20 protein-coding genes are annotated in these 15,979 nt (G+C 70.1%); 6 read left to right on the top strand and 14 right to left on the bottom strand.

All coding sequences use genetic code 11. The annotated features are described in order from the left end of the window. The first annotated feature begins 121 nt into the window (after window positions 1–121). Window positions 122–337: a hypothetical protein gene (locus J4H91_RS11980; protein WP_208046496.1), complete on the top strand. Its 216-nt coding sequence runs from the start codon at window positions 122–124 to the stop codon at window positions 335–337. A 157-nt stretch (window positions 338–494) separates the two neighbouring features. Here J4H91_RS11980 and tagD read toward each other — a convergent pair whose 3' ends face one another. Beyond that, the gene (gene tagD, locus J4H91_RS11975; RefSeq protein ID WP_208046495.1) at window positions 495–893 is read right to left on the bottom strand and encodes a glycerol-3-phosphate cytidylyltransferase; all 399 of its coding nucleotides are present in this window, start codon (window positions 891–893) and stop codon (window positions 495–497) included. Between the two features lie 191 nt (window positions 894–1,084). Between tagD and J4H91_RS11970 the strand changes: the two genes are divergently transcribed. Beyond that, on the top strand, window positions 1,085–1,282 hold the full coding sequence (locus tag J4H91_RS11970) for a hypothetical protein (RefSeq protein WP_208046494.1): 198 nt from the start codon (window positions 1,085–1,087) through the stop codon (window positions 1,280–1,282). A gap of 201 nt (window positions 1,283–1,483) precedes the next feature. Here J4H91_RS11970 and J4H91_RS11965 read toward each other — a convergent pair whose 3' ends face one another. From J4H91_RS11965 to J4H91_RS11955, 3 genes are all read right to left on the bottom strand, one after another. Next, window positions 1,484–1,699 (bottom strand): SCO4848 family membrane protein, encoded by a 216-nt coding sequence (locus tag J4H91_RS11965; RefSeq protein WP_208046493.1) that lies wholly within the window; start codon window positions 1,697–1,699, stop codon window positions 1,484–1,486. A gap of 91 nt (window positions 1,700–1,790) precedes the next feature. Beyond that, window positions 1,791–2,309: a GNAT family N-acetyltransferase gene (locus J4H91_RS11960; protein WP_208046492.1), complete on the bottom strand. Its 519-nt coding sequence runs from the start codon at window positions 2,307–2,309 to the stop codon at window positions 1,791–1,793. Beyond that, window positions 2,306–2,623, bottom strand: a complete 318-nt coding sequence (locus tag J4H91_RS11955) for a cupin domain-containing protein (protein WP_208046491.1) — start codon at window positions 2,621–2,623, stop codon at window positions 2,306–2,308. The genes J4H91_RS11960 and J4H91_RS11955 overlap by 4 nt, the downstream gene beginning before the upstream one ends. A 183-nt stretch (window positions 2,624–2,806) precedes the next feature. On the opposite strand from J4H91_RS11955, the gene J4H91_RS11950 reads away from it, so the two are divergent. Next, window positions 2,807–3,373, top strand: a complete 567-nt coding sequence (locus J4H91_RS11950) for an HdeD family acid-resistance protein (RefSeq protein ID WP_208046490.1) — start codon at window positions 2,807–2,809, stop codon at window positions 3,371–3,373. 94 nt (window positions 3,374–3,467) lie between these two features. On the opposite strand, the gene J4H91_RS11945 is transcribed toward J4H91_RS11950, so the two are convergent. The 5 genes from J4H91_RS11945 to J4H91_RS11925 are packed head-to-tail and all read right to left on the bottom strand — an operon-like array spanning window position 3,468 to window position 6,448. After that, window positions 3,468–3,929 carry an SseB family protein gene (locus J4H91_RS11945; protein WP_208046489.1) on the bottom strand — a complete coding sequence of 154 codons (462 nt, stop codon included), beginning with the start codon at window positions 3,927–3,929 and terminating at the stop codon, window positions 3,468–3,470. Between the two features lie 27 nt (window positions 3,930–3,956). Further along, window positions 3,957–4,571, bottom strand: a complete 615-nt coding sequence (locus J4H91_RS11940; RefSeq protein ID WP_208046488.1) for a CbiQ family ECF transporter T component — start codon at window positions 4,569–4,571, stop codon at window positions 3,957–3,959. Next, on the bottom strand, window positions 4,568–5,368 hold the full coding sequence (locus J4H91_RS11935) for an energy-coupling factor ABC transporter ATP-binding protein (RefSeq protein WP_208046487.1): 801 nt from the start codon (window positions 5,366–5,368) through the stop codon (window positions 4,568–4,570). The genes J4H91_RS11940 and J4H91_RS11935 overlap by 4 nt, the downstream gene beginning before the upstream one ends. Window positions 5,369–5,378: 10 nt before the next feature. After that, window positions 5,379–6,044: a biotin transporter BioY gene (locus J4H91_RS11930; protein ID WP_208046486.1), complete on the bottom strand. Its 666-nt coding sequence runs from the start codon at window positions 6,042–6,044 to the stop codon at window positions 5,379–5,381. Next, entirely contained in the window at window positions 6,041–6,448 is a 408-nt protein-coding gene (locus J4H91_RS11925; RefSeq protein WP_208046485.1) for a CHY zinc finger protein, read from the bottom strand. The genes J4H91_RS11930 and J4H91_RS11925 overlap by 4 nt, the downstream gene beginning before the upstream one ends. A gap of 140 nt (window positions 6,449–6,588) precedes the next feature. Here J4H91_RS11925 and J4H91_RS11920 point away from each other — a divergent pair, with 140 nt between their 5' ends. Then, window positions 6,589–7,227, top strand: a complete 639-nt coding sequence (locus tag J4H91_RS11920; protein WP_208046484.1) for a TetR family transcriptional regulator — start codon at window positions 6,589–6,591, stop codon at window positions 7,225–7,227. 19 nt (window positions 7,228–7,246) lie between these two features. Here J4H91_RS11920 and J4H91_RS11915 read toward each other — a convergent pair whose 3' ends face one another. Next, window positions 7,247–8,320, bottom strand: a complete 1,074-nt coding sequence (locus J4H91_RS11915) for a Fic family protein (RefSeq protein ID WP_208046483.1) — start codon at window positions 8,318–8,320, stop codon at window positions 7,247–7,249. A gap of 206 nt (window positions 8,321–8,526) precedes the next feature. On the opposite strand from J4H91_RS11915, the gene J4H91_RS11910 reads away from it, so the two are divergent. After that, window positions 8,527–8,688 (top strand): hypothetical protein, encoded by a 162-nt coding sequence (locus J4H91_RS11910; RefSeq protein WP_208046482.1) that lies wholly within the window; start codon window positions 8,527–8,529, stop codon window positions 8,686–8,688. Between the two features lie 154 nt (window positions 8,689–8,842). On the opposite strand, the gene J4H91_RS15925 is transcribed toward J4H91_RS11910, so the two are convergent. Next, a complete protein-coding gene (locus J4H91_RS15925; protein WP_208046481.1) occupies window positions 8,843–9,391 on the bottom strand; it encodes a MarR family transcriptional regulator in 549 nt (182 codons plus the stop codon). A 66-nt stretch (window positions 9,392–9,457) separates the two neighbouring features. Here J4H91_RS15925 and J4H91_RS11900 point away from each other — a divergent pair, with 66 nt between their 5' ends. Continuing rightward, complete coding sequence (locus J4H91_RS11900; protein WP_208046480.1) at window positions 9,458–10,750, top strand: ferrochelatase; 1,293 nt, start codon at window positions 9,458–9,460, stop codon at window positions 10,748–10,750. A 49-nt stretch (window positions 10,751–10,799) separates the two neighbouring features. Here J4H91_RS11900 and nucS read toward each other — a convergent pair whose 3' ends face one another. From nucS to J4H91_RS11885, 3 genes are all read right to left on the bottom strand, one after another. Next, the gene (gene nucS, locus J4H91_RS11895; RefSeq protein ID WP_208046479.1) at window positions 10,800–11,492 is read right to left on the bottom strand and encodes an endonuclease NucS; all 693 of its coding nucleotides are present in this window, start codon (window positions 11,490–11,492) and stop codon (window positions 10,800–10,802) included. Window positions 11,493–11,502: 10 nt separating this feature from the next. Then, window positions 11,503–12,861 (bottom strand): MFS transporter, encoded by a 1,359-nt coding sequence (locus J4H91_RS11890; protein WP_341783528.1) that lies wholly within the window; start codon window positions 12,859–12,861, stop codon window positions 11,503–11,505. Window positions 12,862–13,085: 224 nt separating this feature from the next. Beyond that, window positions 13,086–15,860: an Ig-like domain repeat protein gene (locus tag J4H91_RS11885; RefSeq protein WP_208046478.1), complete on the bottom strand. Its 2,775-nt coding sequence runs from the start codon at window positions 15,858–15,860 to the stop codon at window positions 13,086–13,088. Window positions 15,861–15,979 lie beyond the last annotated feature (119 nt).

The raw sequence follows: 15,979 nt of genomic DNA, 5'->3' as shown, positions 1-15,979 counted from the left end.
CGAAGAGCCGCCTCACCCTCGTCACAGACAACGACGCCGAGGGGGTGATCGATACCGTTCTCGAGCTCAGCGCCTGACCCCATCACCACGAAGGACCAACCGTTACACCACCACCCGGGACTTGACCGAGATGGACGGCCGGATCAAGTACGCTGATCCCGTCTACCGTAACGGACGCACGCTCGAACAGGTGCTGCTCGACGAGAAGGAGCGCGAAGACGAGGTGCGGGGCATCCACCGCAAATCCGTCGTGCGGTGGGGGTGGAGCAGCATCGGCAGCGCGCGCAGACTCGGGGCGCGGCTGAGCGCTTTCGGGCTGCACATCCCCGGGTTCTGAGAGCGGTTTCGCGCGCTCCGCCTCGATGCGCGTCGTCTCACTGCTTTTCCGCCGAGCCCGACTGTTTCGGCGAGAACGACTGTTTCAGAGCCCCTGGAAGCGTCGGTCTCGCTGAGAGCGTCGTGTTCGACGCGGGCGGCGCAGGAACCCGTGCGGCTCAGGCGTTGACGCCGAGATCCCTCTTGATCTTGGTGGTCGAGACGCCCTCGGTGCGGTCGAGGTATATCACCTCGCAGTAGGGGCGCAGGATCTCGAAGCGCTCGTCGCCCTCCCAGTCGCCGCCCATGACCACGGCGTCGATCTCGTACTTCTGCACGTCGCGGATCTTCTGATCCCAGGCCTCCTCGGGGATCACGAGGTCGACGTAGCGCACGGCCTCGAGCATGTTCTTGCGCGTCTCGAAGTCGTGGTAGGTCTTCTTGCCCTTGCCGGCGTTGAACTCCTCGGTCGAGGCGGCGACCACGAGGTAGTCGCCGAGATCCCTCGCCCGCTTGAGCAGGCGGATGTGCCCCCAGTGCAGAAGGTCGAAGGTGCCGTAGGTCAGGATCCGCTTCATTCCTCCATCGTATGGGGAAAGGCCGTGAAGCGGGCGGGCGCGGTGCGATAGGCCCGGGCGATGAGGTGAGGGATCCTGCCGACGATCGGTGCCGCAGCCGCGTCCGGCCGCCTTCCCGCTGTCGGTGGTGCGGACTACCCTGGTGATATGGAGGCTCGCAGCTGCGGAGCCGCCGAGCGAGGAGGTCGACGATGACGAACGAGCAGCAGCGACCGCGGGATCACGAGTCCGACCCCGCGCACACGCCTGGCGACGGCTGGGCAGAGGAGGGCGGTGCCTCGCACCTCGGCCCGGCCACGCATATCGAGTCCGGGCACGCGCCGCACGAGACCGCGGCCGAGGGCGTACTCGTGGAGGGAGGCGAATCGGGGGCGGAGGAGCCGGTCTGAGCCTGATGCCGTGGCGCCACGACGCCGGGGAGTGCACCGCGGTGCCGCTGATGACGCTGCGGTGCTCAGGGTGCTGGGGCGGTGCTTCGACCGCTGGGCGGGCGACGCGGCATCAGGGCGCTGAGGCGGTGCTAAGACGCCGGACGGACGCTGCGGTGCCACGGTGCCGGGGCGGGGCCCGCCTGGCCTGAGCCGCCAGAGTCAGAAGAAGAGCAGGCCGATGCCGGCGACGGCCGACACCGCGGCGATGACGAGCGCCGCGCCGATCAGCACGGCGTGCACCGTGAAGAACCGGGTCGGCCTGCCCGCCTCGTCGCGGGCGCGAGGGTCGGAGGCGACGCGCTTCCAGAACCGCGGCCAGACGATCACGTTGTAGAGGGCGTTCAGCAGCAGCACGATTCCCGCGAAGATGGCCATATCCCGAGTGTACCGAGGCGCACGCCGCGCCGTGACGGGCCCGGGGAGCTCAGCCGAGCGGAGGCCCCCAGGGGCCGTCGGCGCAACGCGCCTACAGCGGGATGTCGTAGGTCACCCAGGGCGTCTGCGTCGCGAGGCGGTCGTAGAGGCTGCGGGCGGTCGTGTTGCTCTCCGCGGTGATCCAGCGCACGAGCGCCGCGCCTTCCTCCCGCCCGATCTCCTCAAGGCGCTGCAGAATCGCGGATGCGGCTCCCGTGCCCCGTGCCTCGGGCGCCGTGAACAGGTCGTCGAGGTAGAGCCCGCAGCCTCCGTCGATGGGCCGGGCGAAGCGGCGGTAGTGGCCGATCCCCACTGCCCGGCCGTCGACCTCCGCGATGAGGCAACGGGTCTCGTGCGCGGGATCCATGAGCCAGGCCCACACGGTGTCGTAGATCGCGGGATCGTGGGGCTTGCCGTAGAAGTCGCGGTAGCCGCGGTAGAGCCGACCCCATGCCTCGCGGTCTCCTGCTGCGATGGGGCGCACCGCGACTGCGGCCGATCCCTCGCCGGTCGCGACCGATGCCTGACCCGCCGCCGATCCCTCGCCCGGTCGGCCGTCGACGCCGCTCACGAGAGCCGCTCCACTTCCACGAAGACGATGGGGGAGTCGGAGGCGCGGTTCTCGACCCGGTGCTCGGACCCCGCGGGCCGCGTGTAGCTCGCGCCCTCGACGAGGTCGGAGACGACGAGCCCGCCGTCGGCTGCGACGACGTGCATGGTGCCGGTGACGAGCGGCACGACGACGTACTCGTGATCGTGACGGTGCAGGGGGATCGCTCCGCCCGGCTCGATCGTCCACCTCGTGACGCGGAAGTGCTCGTTCTCGAGCTGCACCTCCCCGTGCGAGCCGTGCGATTCCTGCGGCGGTCGCGATTCCGTTCCCATGCTGCTCCTCGGTCGTCGGGCGCCCCCGCGGCGCTCCACCCTCAGCCTAGAACCCCGCGCCGCGCCGGCGCATCACGTTGCGGAGACGAATGCGGCGGGATCCCTCGCCGCACCCCTCCGATGGTGCATGATGAAGACGGGTGCCGCGCGATGCGGCAGTGATCCTTCGAAGGAGGAATATCGATGTCTGCAACCGGAACCTCGCGTCAGGGCGGCGACGGCCTGCGCGTGGCGCTCGGAGTCGGCGGCCTGATCGCCGTCGTGCTGGGTCTGCTCGTGCTGTTCGCCCCGGCTCCGTCGCTCAAGGGCGCCGCCGGAGTGACCGCCGCGCTCGTGTCGGTCTACGCGATCATCACGGGCGTCGTCTACCTCGGCTCTGCGATCTTCTCGAGCGCGCAGGGCGGCTGGGCGCGCACGGGGCACATCCTGCTCGGCCTGCTCTACATCGCCGGTGGCGTGATCATGATGACGAATCTGCTCGCCTCGGGCGCGCTGCTGCTCATGTTCATCACGATCACGATCGGCGTGCTGTGGTTGTTCGAGGGCATCATGGCGTTCTCGCTGGCCGGCCGAAGCGAGAACAAGACCTGGACCATCATCGCCGGCGTCATCAGCGTGATCGCCGGCCTGACGCTCATGTTCTCCCCGCTGATGGGCACGCTCGTGCTGTGGCTGATGCTGGGCGTCTCGATGGTTGTGCTCGGCGCGACTCAGGCGATCAGGGCCTTCACGATGAAGCGCGCCGACTAGGGCTTCTGCCGCTTTTCGGGCCGGGTTCCGCGAGGGATCCGGCCCGTTCGCGTGCCCGGGCCCACCGCGCCCACCGCATCGCCGCCGCGAGGGATCAGCGCATCGCCTCGAGCGATCCGGCCGTGATCGGCTCGTCGCCGGCCGCGAGCGAGATGTACTTGCGCAGCACCACGAGCGACGCCGAGGCCTTGTCGAACTCGGCCGCCACGAAGCGGTCGGTGCCGATCAGGGCCAGCGCCTCGAGCGCGGGCATCACGGCGCCGCGCAGCTGGTCGCGCCGATCGGCTGGGACGATGGCGCGCAGCTCGTCCATCGAGGTGAAGAGGGGCAGCACGAGTTGGCCCTTGGTCGAGCGGATCGTGCGGATGCGCGTGCCCTTCTTCTTCGAGGGGGCGCCAGACACGTCGACCACGAGGTAGCCCTCGCGCAGCGAGTTCAGGAACGCCGCGAGGCGTTCGTAGTCGGGCGTCTCCTGGAACGCGCGCAGCGCGGTCCGCACCCCCTCGTTGGCGTAGTCGGCGTGGATCTCCTCGGGAATGCTGGGGGTCTCGGCCATGCGTCCCAGCCTACTTGGAGCTCCGCCTCAGTCCTCACCGATGCCGCGAGCCGCGAGTGCCTCGCCCGTCAGCTGGGCGTGTGCGACGGTGCGCAGCACGAGCGGCACGACGAGCGCGCGGGGATCCCTTTCGAGACCGCGCGCCTTCGCCGCGGCCCGTGTCTCGCGCGCGATGCCGAGGATGCTGGGGATCGACCGGATGACGAGCGAGAACGCGAGCGCGACGCGGTCGGGGTCGACGCGCAGGGGTCGCAGCGGCCGCAGCGCCCATGAGACGGTGTCGAGCATGTCGGAGGCCGCGGTGCTCGCGGTCACTGCGCTCGCCGCGAGGATCAGCGCGAGCAGGTCGCCGACCACCTCGAAGCCGCGCTCCCAGCCGCGCTGCCACCACTGGAATGCGAACAGCGGCACCGCGATGAACGCGAAGCCGCGCGCCACCCGCCACAGGTCTCGACCGCGCAGCCCCGCGATCACCGTCAGCGCGAGTGCGACGGCGAGGGCGATCGCCGTCGAGAGCGGGCCGTGCGCGACGACCACGATCGTCGAGAATGCGAAGAGCCCGAGCAGCTTCGCGCCGGGCCTGAGCCGGTGCAGCGGCCCGCGGCCGGGGCGGTAGGCGCCGAGCGGGCTCGGTGCGCTCACGGCTGCGCCACCCGGTCGCGGTAGTGCGCGATCGCCTCGACCGGGGGGCCGTCGAAGACCACGCGGCCCGACTCGACCACGAGCGTGCGGTCGGCGCGCGCCGCGAGTTCGAGATCGTGCGTCACGACGATCACCTGCTGCGGCAGCGACATGAGCAGTTCGCCGATCATGCGCGCGTTGCGCAGGTCGAGCAGGGTCGTCGGCTCGTCGGCGACGAGGATCGCGGGGTCGGTCGCGAGCACGGTCGCGATGGCGAGCAGCTGCTTCTGCCCGCCCGACAGGGTGTGCACGCTGCGCTCGGCGAGGCCCTCGAGCCCGAAGCGCTCGAGCACCGCGCGCGCGGCGGCGAGGCGTTCGGCTTTCCGCGGGTGCGCGCGGCGCAGGGAGAGCGCGACGTCCTCCTCGACGGTCGGCATGATGAGCTGCGCGCTCGCGTCGGTGAAGACGAAGCCGACCGCGCGGCGCACGGCCGCCCCGTCGCGCGCGGTGTCGAGGGGAGGGGCGAGGGATCCCTCGCGCTCCGCCGATCCCTCGCCGCCGGCTCGCTCAGCAGCTGCCGCAGCACCTGTGCGCGACCCGCGCCCGCCCGCGACGCGGCCTCCCGGAGACACGAGCACCCGCCCGGTGCTGGGTTCGATGAGTCCGTTGAACAGCCGGGCGAGCGTGGATTTGCCCGAACCGTTGCCGCCGATCACCGAGATGCGGCATTCGGCGAGCGCGAGCGAGGTCGGGTGCAGGATCGTCGTGTCGCCCTCGGGGGCGGACACGACGACGCCGGCCTCGTGCAGTTCGATCATGCGGATGATCCTACGTGCGGTCGGCCGCGACGGGAGCGGCGCTCGACTCGTCCCGCCCCGTGCGCCCGGCCTGTCCGGTCTGTCCGGCCCGTCCGGCCCGCCGGGGCAGCAGCGCGGGGAAGGCCCGATGCACCGCCGTCGCGACGACGGCAGCGAGCAGCGCCTTCACGACGTCGCCCGGCACGAAGACGATGTCCACGAGCGCCGCCTGCCCGAGCGACATCTCGCCGCGCCAGGCGAGCCCGAGGATGCCGAGTCCGTGATTCACCACGACGCCGCCGAGTGCTGCGAGGAACACGAGCGCGGTGGTCGCGGCGATGCCGCGGCGAGGGATCCGCCCCACGATGAAGCCGGTCGCCGCGGCGGCGAAGGGGAACGACACGAGGTAGCCGACGGTGGGCCCCGCGAAGGGTGCGAGGCCGGCCCCGCCGCCCGCGAACACGGGCAGGCCGATCGCGCCGACGGCGAGGTAGAGCAGGGCGGCGAGGAAACCGCGGCGGGCGCCGAGCACGGCGCCCGTGAGCAGGATCGCGAAGGTCTGCAGGGTGAACGGCACGGGCCCCGCGATCGTGATGGCGGGGAGGATCGCGCACACCGCGATGAACGCGGCGAAGGTCGCGACGAGCGCGAGGTCGGTGGCCGGGTTGCGGCGCGGTTTCTGGACGTTCGTGGTCATCGTTTCTCCGTGGGGGTGTGCCCGTCGTCATATGCGGGATCGAAGGCGAAGTAGAGGTGATGGTGCAGCCGGCATCCCGGGTTGAAGCGCGCGGCGCAGGCAGGGCACTCCGACGTTCCGAGGTAGTCGGCGATGCGCAGCTCGGTGCGGCACGCGCCGCAGAGCACGGCGGGCCGGTCGATGTCGGAGGCGTCCCACCGCTCGGCGGCGTGGCCCGCCGCCTCTTCGTGGCAGGCGAAGCACGGGTAGTAGTGGCCGCAGCACTTGAACCGCATGGCCACGATGTCGGTCTCGCCCCGGTAGTGCGCGCAGCGGGTCTGATCGTCGACTGCGGCTCCGAGCACGCGCGGGAGCTTCGCGATGCGTGCGGCGCGAGGGCCGTGCGGCGATGCGGGCGCGGTCATCGATGCTCCTGGTGTTGGTGTTGGTGTTGGTGTTGGTACTTGTGGACGGAGCGCGCTCCGGGGAGTTCGTGGGCCTCGCAGAGGCTCAACCTGAACGGTGTTCTGGTGAATGGTGTTCAGGTTAGCGCTAGGGTGAGGGGATGCGCAACAGCCTCTCCGACGTCGTCGCGGCCGCGCTCCGCGTGCTCGACGAGCAGGGGCTCGAGGGCTGCTCCATGCGCAGGGTCGCGGCCGCGCTCGACGTGCAGCCGAGCGCGCTGTACCACCACGTACCCAACAAGCAGACCCTGCTCGCGCTCATGGCCGATGAGATCGTGCGCGGCCTCGGCGGGCCGGGCGGCGCTACGGTGGCGGGGGATGCGGCCGGCGGTGCGACCGCGGCGCGATCCCTCTGCATCGCCCTGCGCGAGGCCATGCTCGCAGTGCGCGACGGGGCCGACGTCGTCGCGACCGCCGCGGCCTTCCGCCTCGGCGCCTCCGAGGTCGAGCAGCGCCTCACCGCGCTCGTCGGACCCGACGGGGCGCGCACCCTCTTGCTCTACACCTTCGGCCACGCGCAGTCGACGCAGACGCACCGCCAGGCCGCGGCGTTCGGGGCGCTGCTGGGCCCGATCGCCGGCTCTGACGCGGCCGGTCCGAGCGATCGGGGCGAGGGATCCCTCGCGCGCGGCGGCGCCGCACCCGGTCGCCCGGCGACCGCCACCGCCGGCTCGGTCGCGGATCTCGACTCCTCGTTTGTCCGGGGCCTCGACATCATCCTCGGGGGTCTCACCAGCTGAACGCGCTGTGGTTTGGAATTCAGGCCGAAAGCACTTCGAGGAAGCGGTGGTTGATGAACAGGCGCTCTCTGCCTACACGAAGGTCGCGTAGCTTGCCCGCATCTCCGAGTTCGCGAAGCCACTTCGACGCGGTCGGCCGAGAGACTCCACACCTTTCCATCACGATAGAGATGCGGCAGTAAGGCTGTTCGAATAGCAGATCGAGTAGATCGGCGTTCGCTCCGGCGCTTGTGGTGTCCCGGAGCTCCTCGCGCATGGTGAGTTGCAGACTCTGAATTTCATCGATGATCCGCAGTGTTTCGAACGAGGTGGAACGTACTCCCTCGAGCATGAAGAGCAGCCATCCCTCCCAGTCGTCGTCGCGGGTCACGGACAGGAGGCGTTCGTAGTACTCGTCCTTGTTCCGGATGATGTGGCGGGAGAGATAGAGTACCGGTTCTCGGAGCAGGCCCCTTTCCGTGAGGAGAAGTATGTTGAGAATGCGCCCGGTGCGCCCGTTGCCGTCGGCGAAAGGGTGGATTGCCTCGAATTGATAGTGAGCCGCCGCCATGATGACGAGCGGGTCTAGGTCCGGGTTTCCATGGATGAATTTCTCCCATGAGGAGAGCTTTTGCTCAATGATCGACCGGCCCTCCGGCGGAGTGTAGCGGGCGATTTTCGTCGCCGGATTACCGATGTAGGTGCCCGATAGGTCGCGCACACGCATCTCGCGGGCCTTGATCCGGCTACAGACCTCCATGGCTGTCGAGGATGTGAGCGGGCGGTTCTGAAGGCTGCGCAACCCTGCGAACAGTGCGAAGCGATAGCGCAGTGTCTCTTTGGTCTCTGGCGACGCTTGCTCTTCGGTGTCGGAAGCGAGTCTGAACAGTTCATCGGTCGTCGTGACGATGTTCTCGATCTCGGAGCTTGCCTTCGCTTCCAGCAGTGGTAACGCGCTCACGAGCACGGCGGGATTCGGGATCCGCCGTATCGCCTGATCGAGCGACGCGAGGGCCGTGCGAGCCTCAATCGTGGCTTTGAGAACGGCCTTGGTCTCGAGTTGATCGATCGGTGGGTCGGGTAACTCGTTGAAGGGTCGATCGGGTTGCCACATATGGCAAGCTTATTCCCACGTCGATAAAACGTTGAAAAAAATCCCGCAAATTTTTCTACGTTTGCGAGATGTGGAAAGTTGTTTCACACAGTTCCTGACGACCCTTGCGCAGCTTCGGCCTCTTCGTTCCTTGAGCACCACTAGCACTCCGGCTGATGCAGCACAAGGGGGAGCCGCCCATCGGCACCCGTTCCTATGATCGAATCATGAACGGCATCTTCATCTTCATCATCATCGTCGCGATCGTGCTCGCCATCGTCGGCGGTCTCGTCAAGGCCGTCAACTTCCTGCTGTGGGTCGGTATCATCCTCGCGATCCTCGCTCTCATCGGCTGGCTGCTGCGCAGCCTCAGCGGCCGCAACCGCTGATCGACCGCGACACCCTGGCCGACGACCGCATCGCGGGATCTCGCCGCATCGAGGGCGCTCCTCTACGGGGCGCCCTCATCGTCTGCCAGCGGTCCCGACGGCGGTTCGGGCGGCTGCGGTGCGTCGCTCTGCGTGCCTTCCGCGCTCCGCGGGCCTAGCCGTCGACGCGCAGGTGATCCCTCAGCCGGTCGGCCTCGGTCAGCTGCGCGAAGAACCTGATAACCGCCTCCCGTTCGGCGGGTGCGAGCGCCCTGGCGACGGCGAGTCGCCGCGCGTGCTGTCGTCCGATCGTGTCGTGCGCGACGCGGCGCGTCGACTCCGTGACCCTGATGCAACTCGTGCGTCGGTCGCTCGGGTGTGCGGAACGGGTCAGGTGGCCGCCCGCCACGAGACGGTCGACGAGTTTGGTGGTGGATGCGCTCGAGATGCCGATCTCGTGCGAGATGTCGCGGGGGGTGACGATCTCGCCGCGTCGCTGTGCGCGCATGACCATGCGTATGGCGCTCATATCGGTCTCGTTGAGGTGCATGAAGCGCGCTGAATCAGCCGCGAGTGCGCGCGCTGCGTTCTGCCACTCGCCCAGGGCGTCCATCACCGCGAAGACCTGCGCCGCCTCGGCGGCCGGCAGGTCGTCCACGTCGACGAGGTCGGGGTCGACGGCCGCGCGCCGTGAGCTTCCCGACCTCGATGCGTTCTCCGTCACCCCGCAATTCTATCATTCTTATGCTAGGTTGAACTCTCGCCAAGCTAAAGAAATGAGGAATCGCGAATGACCGCATCGAGTCCGTCCTCGGCTGGTTCGGCCGAACCCGTAGCACCGGCAGCACCGTTCACACCGGGTGCGTCCGGGCTCGTCGAGCCCCCCACTCGACGGGAGTCGAAGCCGCCCCGAGCCACGAGTCTGCACCTGGAGGCCGGAGCCGCGGTCGCGTCGGCCACGCCGGCAGCGCAGGCGGGTGCTCCGCACGTCACGGCGCCCACCGCCTACGACGCAGTGCTGCTCTCGGGCTTCGGCGGCCCGGAAGGTCAGGAGGACGTCATGCCCTTCCTGCGGAACGTGACCCGCGGGCGCGGGGTCCCCGACGAGCGGCTCGAAGAGGTGGCCCACCACTACCGAGCGTTCGGCGGGGTCAGCCCCATCAACCAGCAGAACCGCGACCTCCGCGCCGCGCTCGCCGCGGCCCTCGCCGCGGCGGGCATCGATCTGCCCGTGTACTGGGGCAACCGCAACTGGGCGCCCTATCTCGACGATGTGCTCGCCGAGGCGGCGCGCGACGGGGTGCGACGGATGATCGCGATCCCGACGAGCGCATACTCGTCGTACTCCTCCTGCCGCCAATACCGCGAGGACTGGGCCGACGCACTCGAATCGGCGGATCTGCAGCAGACCGTTCAGATCGACAAGGTGCGGCAGTTCTTCTCGCACCCCGGTTTCATCCGGCCATTCATCGAGGGGGTGCAGGAGGGGATCGCCGATGCCGAGCGTGCCGGCCACGCACGCGCCGAGATCGAGGTGCTGTTCTCCACGCACAGCATCCCCTCCGCCGACGCCGATCTGTCGGGCGCGGGAATGTTCGACGGCGCAGCGGGCGGCGGATACGCCGCGCAGCACCGCGCGGTCGCCGAGCACGTGATGGAGGAAGCCGCGCCGGGCGTCTCCTGGCAGCTGGTCTACCAGTCCCGCTCGGGAGCGCCGTCCACACCGTGGCTCGAACCCGACATCAACGACGCCATCGAGTCCCTCCGCTCGCGGACCGCGGTGCTGGTCGTGCCGATCGGGTTCGTGAGCGATCACCTGGAGGTGCTGTGGGATCTCGACCGCGAAGCTCGCGAGACGGCTGAGGGGGCGGGCCTGTGGTTCGCCCGTGCGGCGACCCCCGGCGTGCACCTCGCCTTCGTCGAAGCCCTCGTGGACCTCGTGCGCGAGCGCGCGGTCGGCAGACCGGTGGGGCGTCGCGCGAACGTCACGCCGATCGGGCCCTGGTTCGACGTTTGCCGACCCGGTTGCTGCGCCAAGGCCGGGAGCGACCCGCGACCAGCCATCGCCGGGGTCCTGCCCTGAGACGACTGAGGCGTCGGGCACGGCGAGCGGTCCGCGGCGCGGTGAGCCATCAGAACAGCGTGTTCTGATCCTCCATGCCGCGCATCGCGTCGTAGTCGAGCACGAGGCAGCGGATCCCGCGATCCTCGGCGAGCGTGCGCGCCTGCGGCTTGATCTCCTGCGCGGCGAAGACACCCCGCACGGGGGCGAGCTTCGGGTCGCGATTCATGAGCTCCAGGTAGCGGGTCAGCTGCTCGACGCCGTCGATCCCTCCCCTGCGTTTGATCTCGATGGCGACGGAGGCGCCCGACGCGTCGCGGGCGAGGATGTCGACGGGGCCGATCGCGGTCATGTACTCGCGGCGCACGAGGGTGTGGCCCTCGCCGACGAGCTCGATCTGCTCGGCCAGCAGCTCCTGGAGATGCGCCTCGACGCCGTCCTTGATGAGGCCGGGGTCGACGCCCAGGTCGTGCGATGAATCGTGGATGATCTCGAAGAGCGACACCACGAGCTTGTCGGCGGTCTTCTTGTGGGTGACCTCCCACGCCTCGACGATGCCCGCCTCGGCCTGCTCCTCCGAGAGCTCGACCGGTGCCAGGGCGCAGGGCGGGCTCATCCAGTTCAGGGGCTTGTACGAGCCGCCGTCGGAGTGCACGAGGATCGAGCCGTCGTTCTTGAGCATCAGCACGCGCTTGGCGCGCGGCAGGTGCGCCGAGAGGCGGCCCGCATAGTCGACCGAGCAGTCTGCAACAACGATTCGCACCCGCGGTAGTCTACCGCCTCGTCCGCGCGATGGTCGCGGCCACCGCAGTGTACACCGTGAACGGCATCAGCGCCCAGAACGAGTTCAGCAGGCCGATGTGCTCGCCGAGGAATCCGAACGCGAGCGGCCCGATGAGCATGGCGCCGTAGCCGACGGCCGACACGGCTGCGACCGAGCGGGCCGCGGTCTCCGCACGATCGGCGGCGGCAGAGATCGCGATGGGCCAGCCGAGGCTCATGCCGATGCCCCAGGCGACGACGCCGCACACGGCCCCGGCCGTGCCGGGCAGGAGGATCGTCATCGCGACACCCGCTGCGGCGACGACCGCCGAGCAGCGGAGCACGGCAACCCGCCCGAAGCGCTCGAGCAACCAGGAGCCGATGATGCGCACCGCGACGACCGCTGCGAAGAACACGCTGAGCATCACGGTGCCGAGTTGATTGCTGAGCCCGCGCCCGTCGACGAGGGCGAGCGGCAGCCAATCCGACGCGGTGCCCTCGAACAGGCCGAAGGTGAGCGCGATGAGGCCGATCAGCAGGATGCGCGGGTCGCGCCAGGGGCTGTACCGGCCTGCGGTGCCGGTGCCGGAACCCGTGCCAGCGCCGCGCGCGGGTGCGTCGGCGTCATGCGCCGCAGACGCGGGCGGTGCGGTGCTCCCCTGCTCGATCACGGGGATCGAGCCCGTCACGGGCGAGAACGCCGGCTGCTGTCCCGCCGCCGAGTCGATGACGGGGATCGCGCCAGTGTTCGGCGAGGGGTCGGTCCCGTGCCGAGCGGTGCGCTCGTCGCGGGGCAGCACGGGCAGCAGTGCGACGAGCACCGCGGCGCTCGCGAGCATGACGATCGCGAAGTGCAGCGGCACGGGCACGCTCAGCGCCTCGGCGAGGGCGCCGACTCCGGTCGCGGCCACCGCCCCCAGGCTGTAGCCTGCGTGCATGAGCGGCATCCGCGGCCTGCCGAGCGCGGCCTCGGCGTTCGCGCCGCTCACGTTCATGGCGACGTCGGCGATGCTGAAGGCGATGCCGTAGACGAACAGCACCGCGAGCCCGAGAGGGATCGCCCCGCTCAGCACGATGGCGGCGGCCCCCGGCAGGGCGACGAAGGTGGTGAAGCCCGCGACGCAGAGCACGCGCCTCGGCCCGAAGCGGTGCACGATCTGCCCTGAGAAGACGAGCCCCAGCAGACTGCCCGCCGCGAGGCAGAGACCGTAGACGCTCATCTCGACGGCGCTCGCGCCGAGCTGATCGCGCACGGCGGGCAGGCGGCTCAGCCACGAGCCGAAGCCGAGCCCGATCACGAAGAACAGCGCCGGCATCGCCCGCACCCACCTCACGATCGCCCGGGGAGAAGAGGGAACGCGTGCTGTCACGAGATCGAGTGTAGGGGCAGCGGTGCGGTCGTCGATACTCCGTGCGGAGCATCCCGCGACGCGGGAGAGGGATCCCTGCCCGGGAGCGAGGGATCCCTACCCGGGAGCGAGGGATCCCTGCCCGGGAGCGAGGGATCCCTACCCGGGAGCGAGGGATCCCTGCCCGGGAGCAAGGGATCCCTCGCCCGCGTCGCGCGAACTCACCGGGTGGGCACGGGCAGCCGTCAGCTCTTGCGGCGGCGCGCCACCTGCGAACCGGCAAGACCGGTGCCGAGAGCGAGCAGCGCGGCGGCGCCGATGATGAGCAGCGTCGGCTCCGAACCGCCGGTGCGCGACAGCGACTTCGCCGCCGCACCCGGCCCACCGTCGGTGCCGCCCGTAGCGCCTCCGCCCGCCGCGCTGACCTCGACAGCGACCGTTGCCGAGCTTCCCAGCAGAGCCGCATCGCTCGGCACGAGGCGCAGCTCGACCTCGTGCTCGCCCGTGCGGAGGCCCGCGAGTGCGAGCGTGGCCTTTCCGGCGTCGACCATGGCGGGATCGCCGAACGGCTTGCCCTCGACGTAGGCCTGCACGTATCCGTCGACGGGGTCGCCGGGGTTCGCGGGCACGGCCAGGCCGGTGAGGGACGGCGAGGAACCGCCGCCCGCGACGGAGGCGACGAGGTTCACGGAGGCCGGCTTCTCGGGTGTCGTCCGCAGGCGGTCGGCGCTGGGTGTGAGACTCGTCTCGATGCCGAGCACCCGCAGTCCGACGACATCGCTCGTCGACGAGCCGAACCCGGCGGCGGGAACGAATCGCGCGGTGACACCGTGCTCTCCGAGCGGCAGCCCCGATACGTCGAGCTCGAAGCGGGCTTCGCCGTCGTCGGCTTCGGCGTCGCGGTCCATGCCCGCCGGAATCGTGCGGATGAGCGAACCGTCGAGCAGGATCTCGATGTCGCCGCGCGGGTCTTCCGTGGCGACGGGGTCGGTATTGGCGACGGTCGCAGCGAAGCTCACGGTGCCGTCGGCGCGGATCGATGCCGTGGACGCCGTCAGCGTCGTCGCGGTCGCGAGCTCGGACACTGCGATCGGGTGCGCGGATGATGCCGACGGCGTGTAGTTGCCCGCGGTGTCGCCGAGGTAGGCGACGGTGAGCTCGCCGGTGCCGAAGGGAGCGACGACGTCATCGAACAGCGCATTGCCGCTAGTGTCGAGAACGGCGTAACCCAGCGGTGAGCCATCGGCGAGCAGCACGGCGGTGCCGTCGAGGCCGGGTGCGGCCACGGTCGTACCCACTGATGCCGACACGTCGAACGTCTCGAATGCTCGAACCGCCGTGGGCGCCGAATCGATGGTCGTTGTGGTCGCCGCCTGTGCAAGGGTGACTTCGAGCGGGGCGCTCGCCGATGGCAGTGCGTCCGCGGTGCTCGGGTCGCCGTTGGTGGTGCCGGGGAAGCGGGCGATGATCTGGTGAGTGCCCGCGGCGAGCCGCGCCAGGGGTGCCAACGTGGTGAATTTGCCCTGCCCGGTGTAGATCAGCGGACCCTCGAACACCTGCTCGCCATCGACCTCGAACGACACGGGGCGGCCCATGATGAGCGCGGGTCCGTCGAGTGCGACGGTCGCCTGCAGCAGGGTGACGTCGCCGTATGTCGACGGCGCGGAGAGGAGCGCGATGCTCGTCGTCGTCGCGACATCGGTCGGTTCGTCGGGCACCGGTGCCGGCGCGGGGTCGACGACCTCGACCGTGACCGTGCCCGAGGAGCGCGTCGACTCCGCACGGAAGTCGCGCTGGTCGAGCGAAGCGGGCGCGAACTCGGCGCGGAAGGTGTAGGTGCCGGCCGGCAGCCCGGGCACGACGAAGGTGTCGTCGCCGCTCACACCGCGGGAGTCGACGCGGGCCGATCCGTTGGTGAGGGTGACGTAGCCGTCGAGCGGAGCGCCGGGCGTGCGGGTGTCGGAGTTGCGCACGCGCACAGGGATCGGTTGTCCGCTCTCGACCCGGGTGGGCGCGGTGACCGTGGTGGTCGTCTGCATCGGGATCAGAATCTTCACGGTCTCGCTGTCGGCCAGAGGGCCGTAGTAGGTATGCGCGTCTTCGGGGCGGTACGCGGCGGGGTCCAGTCGCAGGCCCGCAACGGTATCGGTGATCCAGCTCATGCCTGCGCCGCCGCCGCCTCCGCCGGAGTAGTGCTGGAACTTGCGCCCGCCGCCGCCTCCGGTTCCGCTCGCGGGCCAGCCGCCGCCGCCCCCCGCGCCGCCTCCGCCCGAGGTGCCGGTGCCGGCGGATCCGCCGCTTCCTCCCGGCTTGCCGTAGCCGGCGAACGAAACATCATCGCGGGCATTCTGCCCGACCGCGCCCGGGGTCGACCCGCCGCCCGCTGTCGGCTCGGTCATGCGGAATCCATTGGGTGAGCCGATGCTCCAGGCGCCGTTCCCGCCGTTCACGAGGTCGAACTGACCCCTGATGTTCGGCTTGTTGGTGCTGCCGCCTCCGCCTCCGCCTCCGCCGGCCACCGCGACCAGCGCGCCGTTCAACTTCAGCGCTGCCGCGCCGCCTCCGCCTCCGCCGTTGTCGCCGGTCAGGCTGCCCTTGCCGCCGGTGCCGCCGTTGATGTACCCGGCTCCGCCCTCGCGCTCGTCCTTCTTGCCGTGCGCGTTCTTGCCCGCGTACACCGTGAGCGTGTCGCCCGCCGTCACAGGAACGCTCACCGCGAAGGATGCGCCGCCGCTGCCGTTGCGGTCGCCGCCCTGGCCACCGTCACCGCCGCGGAGGCCGACGACGACCTCGGTGACGCCCATCGGCACGACCCAGTCGGTGCCGCCGGGGCTGGTGAGGACGAAGGTCTGCGGCTGCGGCGCGGCGGCCAGCGCGGGAGTTGCGGGGCCGATGGCCAGACCGCTGATGGCGATCGAGGCCGCGGCGATCGCTCCGAACGTGCGTCTGAAGGCCCATGGCCGGGCGTGCCGACTGTTCTGCTGAGTCGCCGCGTCGGCGGGAATGTCGAGTGTGGTCATGGTCGCACGCTATGGCAGGAGCCGCGCCTGTCTGCTCGTGGCCTGCGGAGTCGGCGCGTTTTGCGCGTTTTCTGCGCGCACGGGCTCTTTCGGCGTCGTGTTCGCGGCCGGTCGGGGCT

The sequence above is a fragment of the Leucobacter ruminantium genome (genome assembly GCF_017565705.1).
GTDB classification, from domain to species: domain Bacteria; phylum Actinomycetota; class Actinomycetes; order Actinomycetales; family Microbacteriaceae; genus Leucobacter; species Leucobacter ruminantium.
The sequence above is the reverse complement of the archived record's forward strand: the minus strand, read 5'-3'. Positions and strand labels throughout refer to the sequence as shown.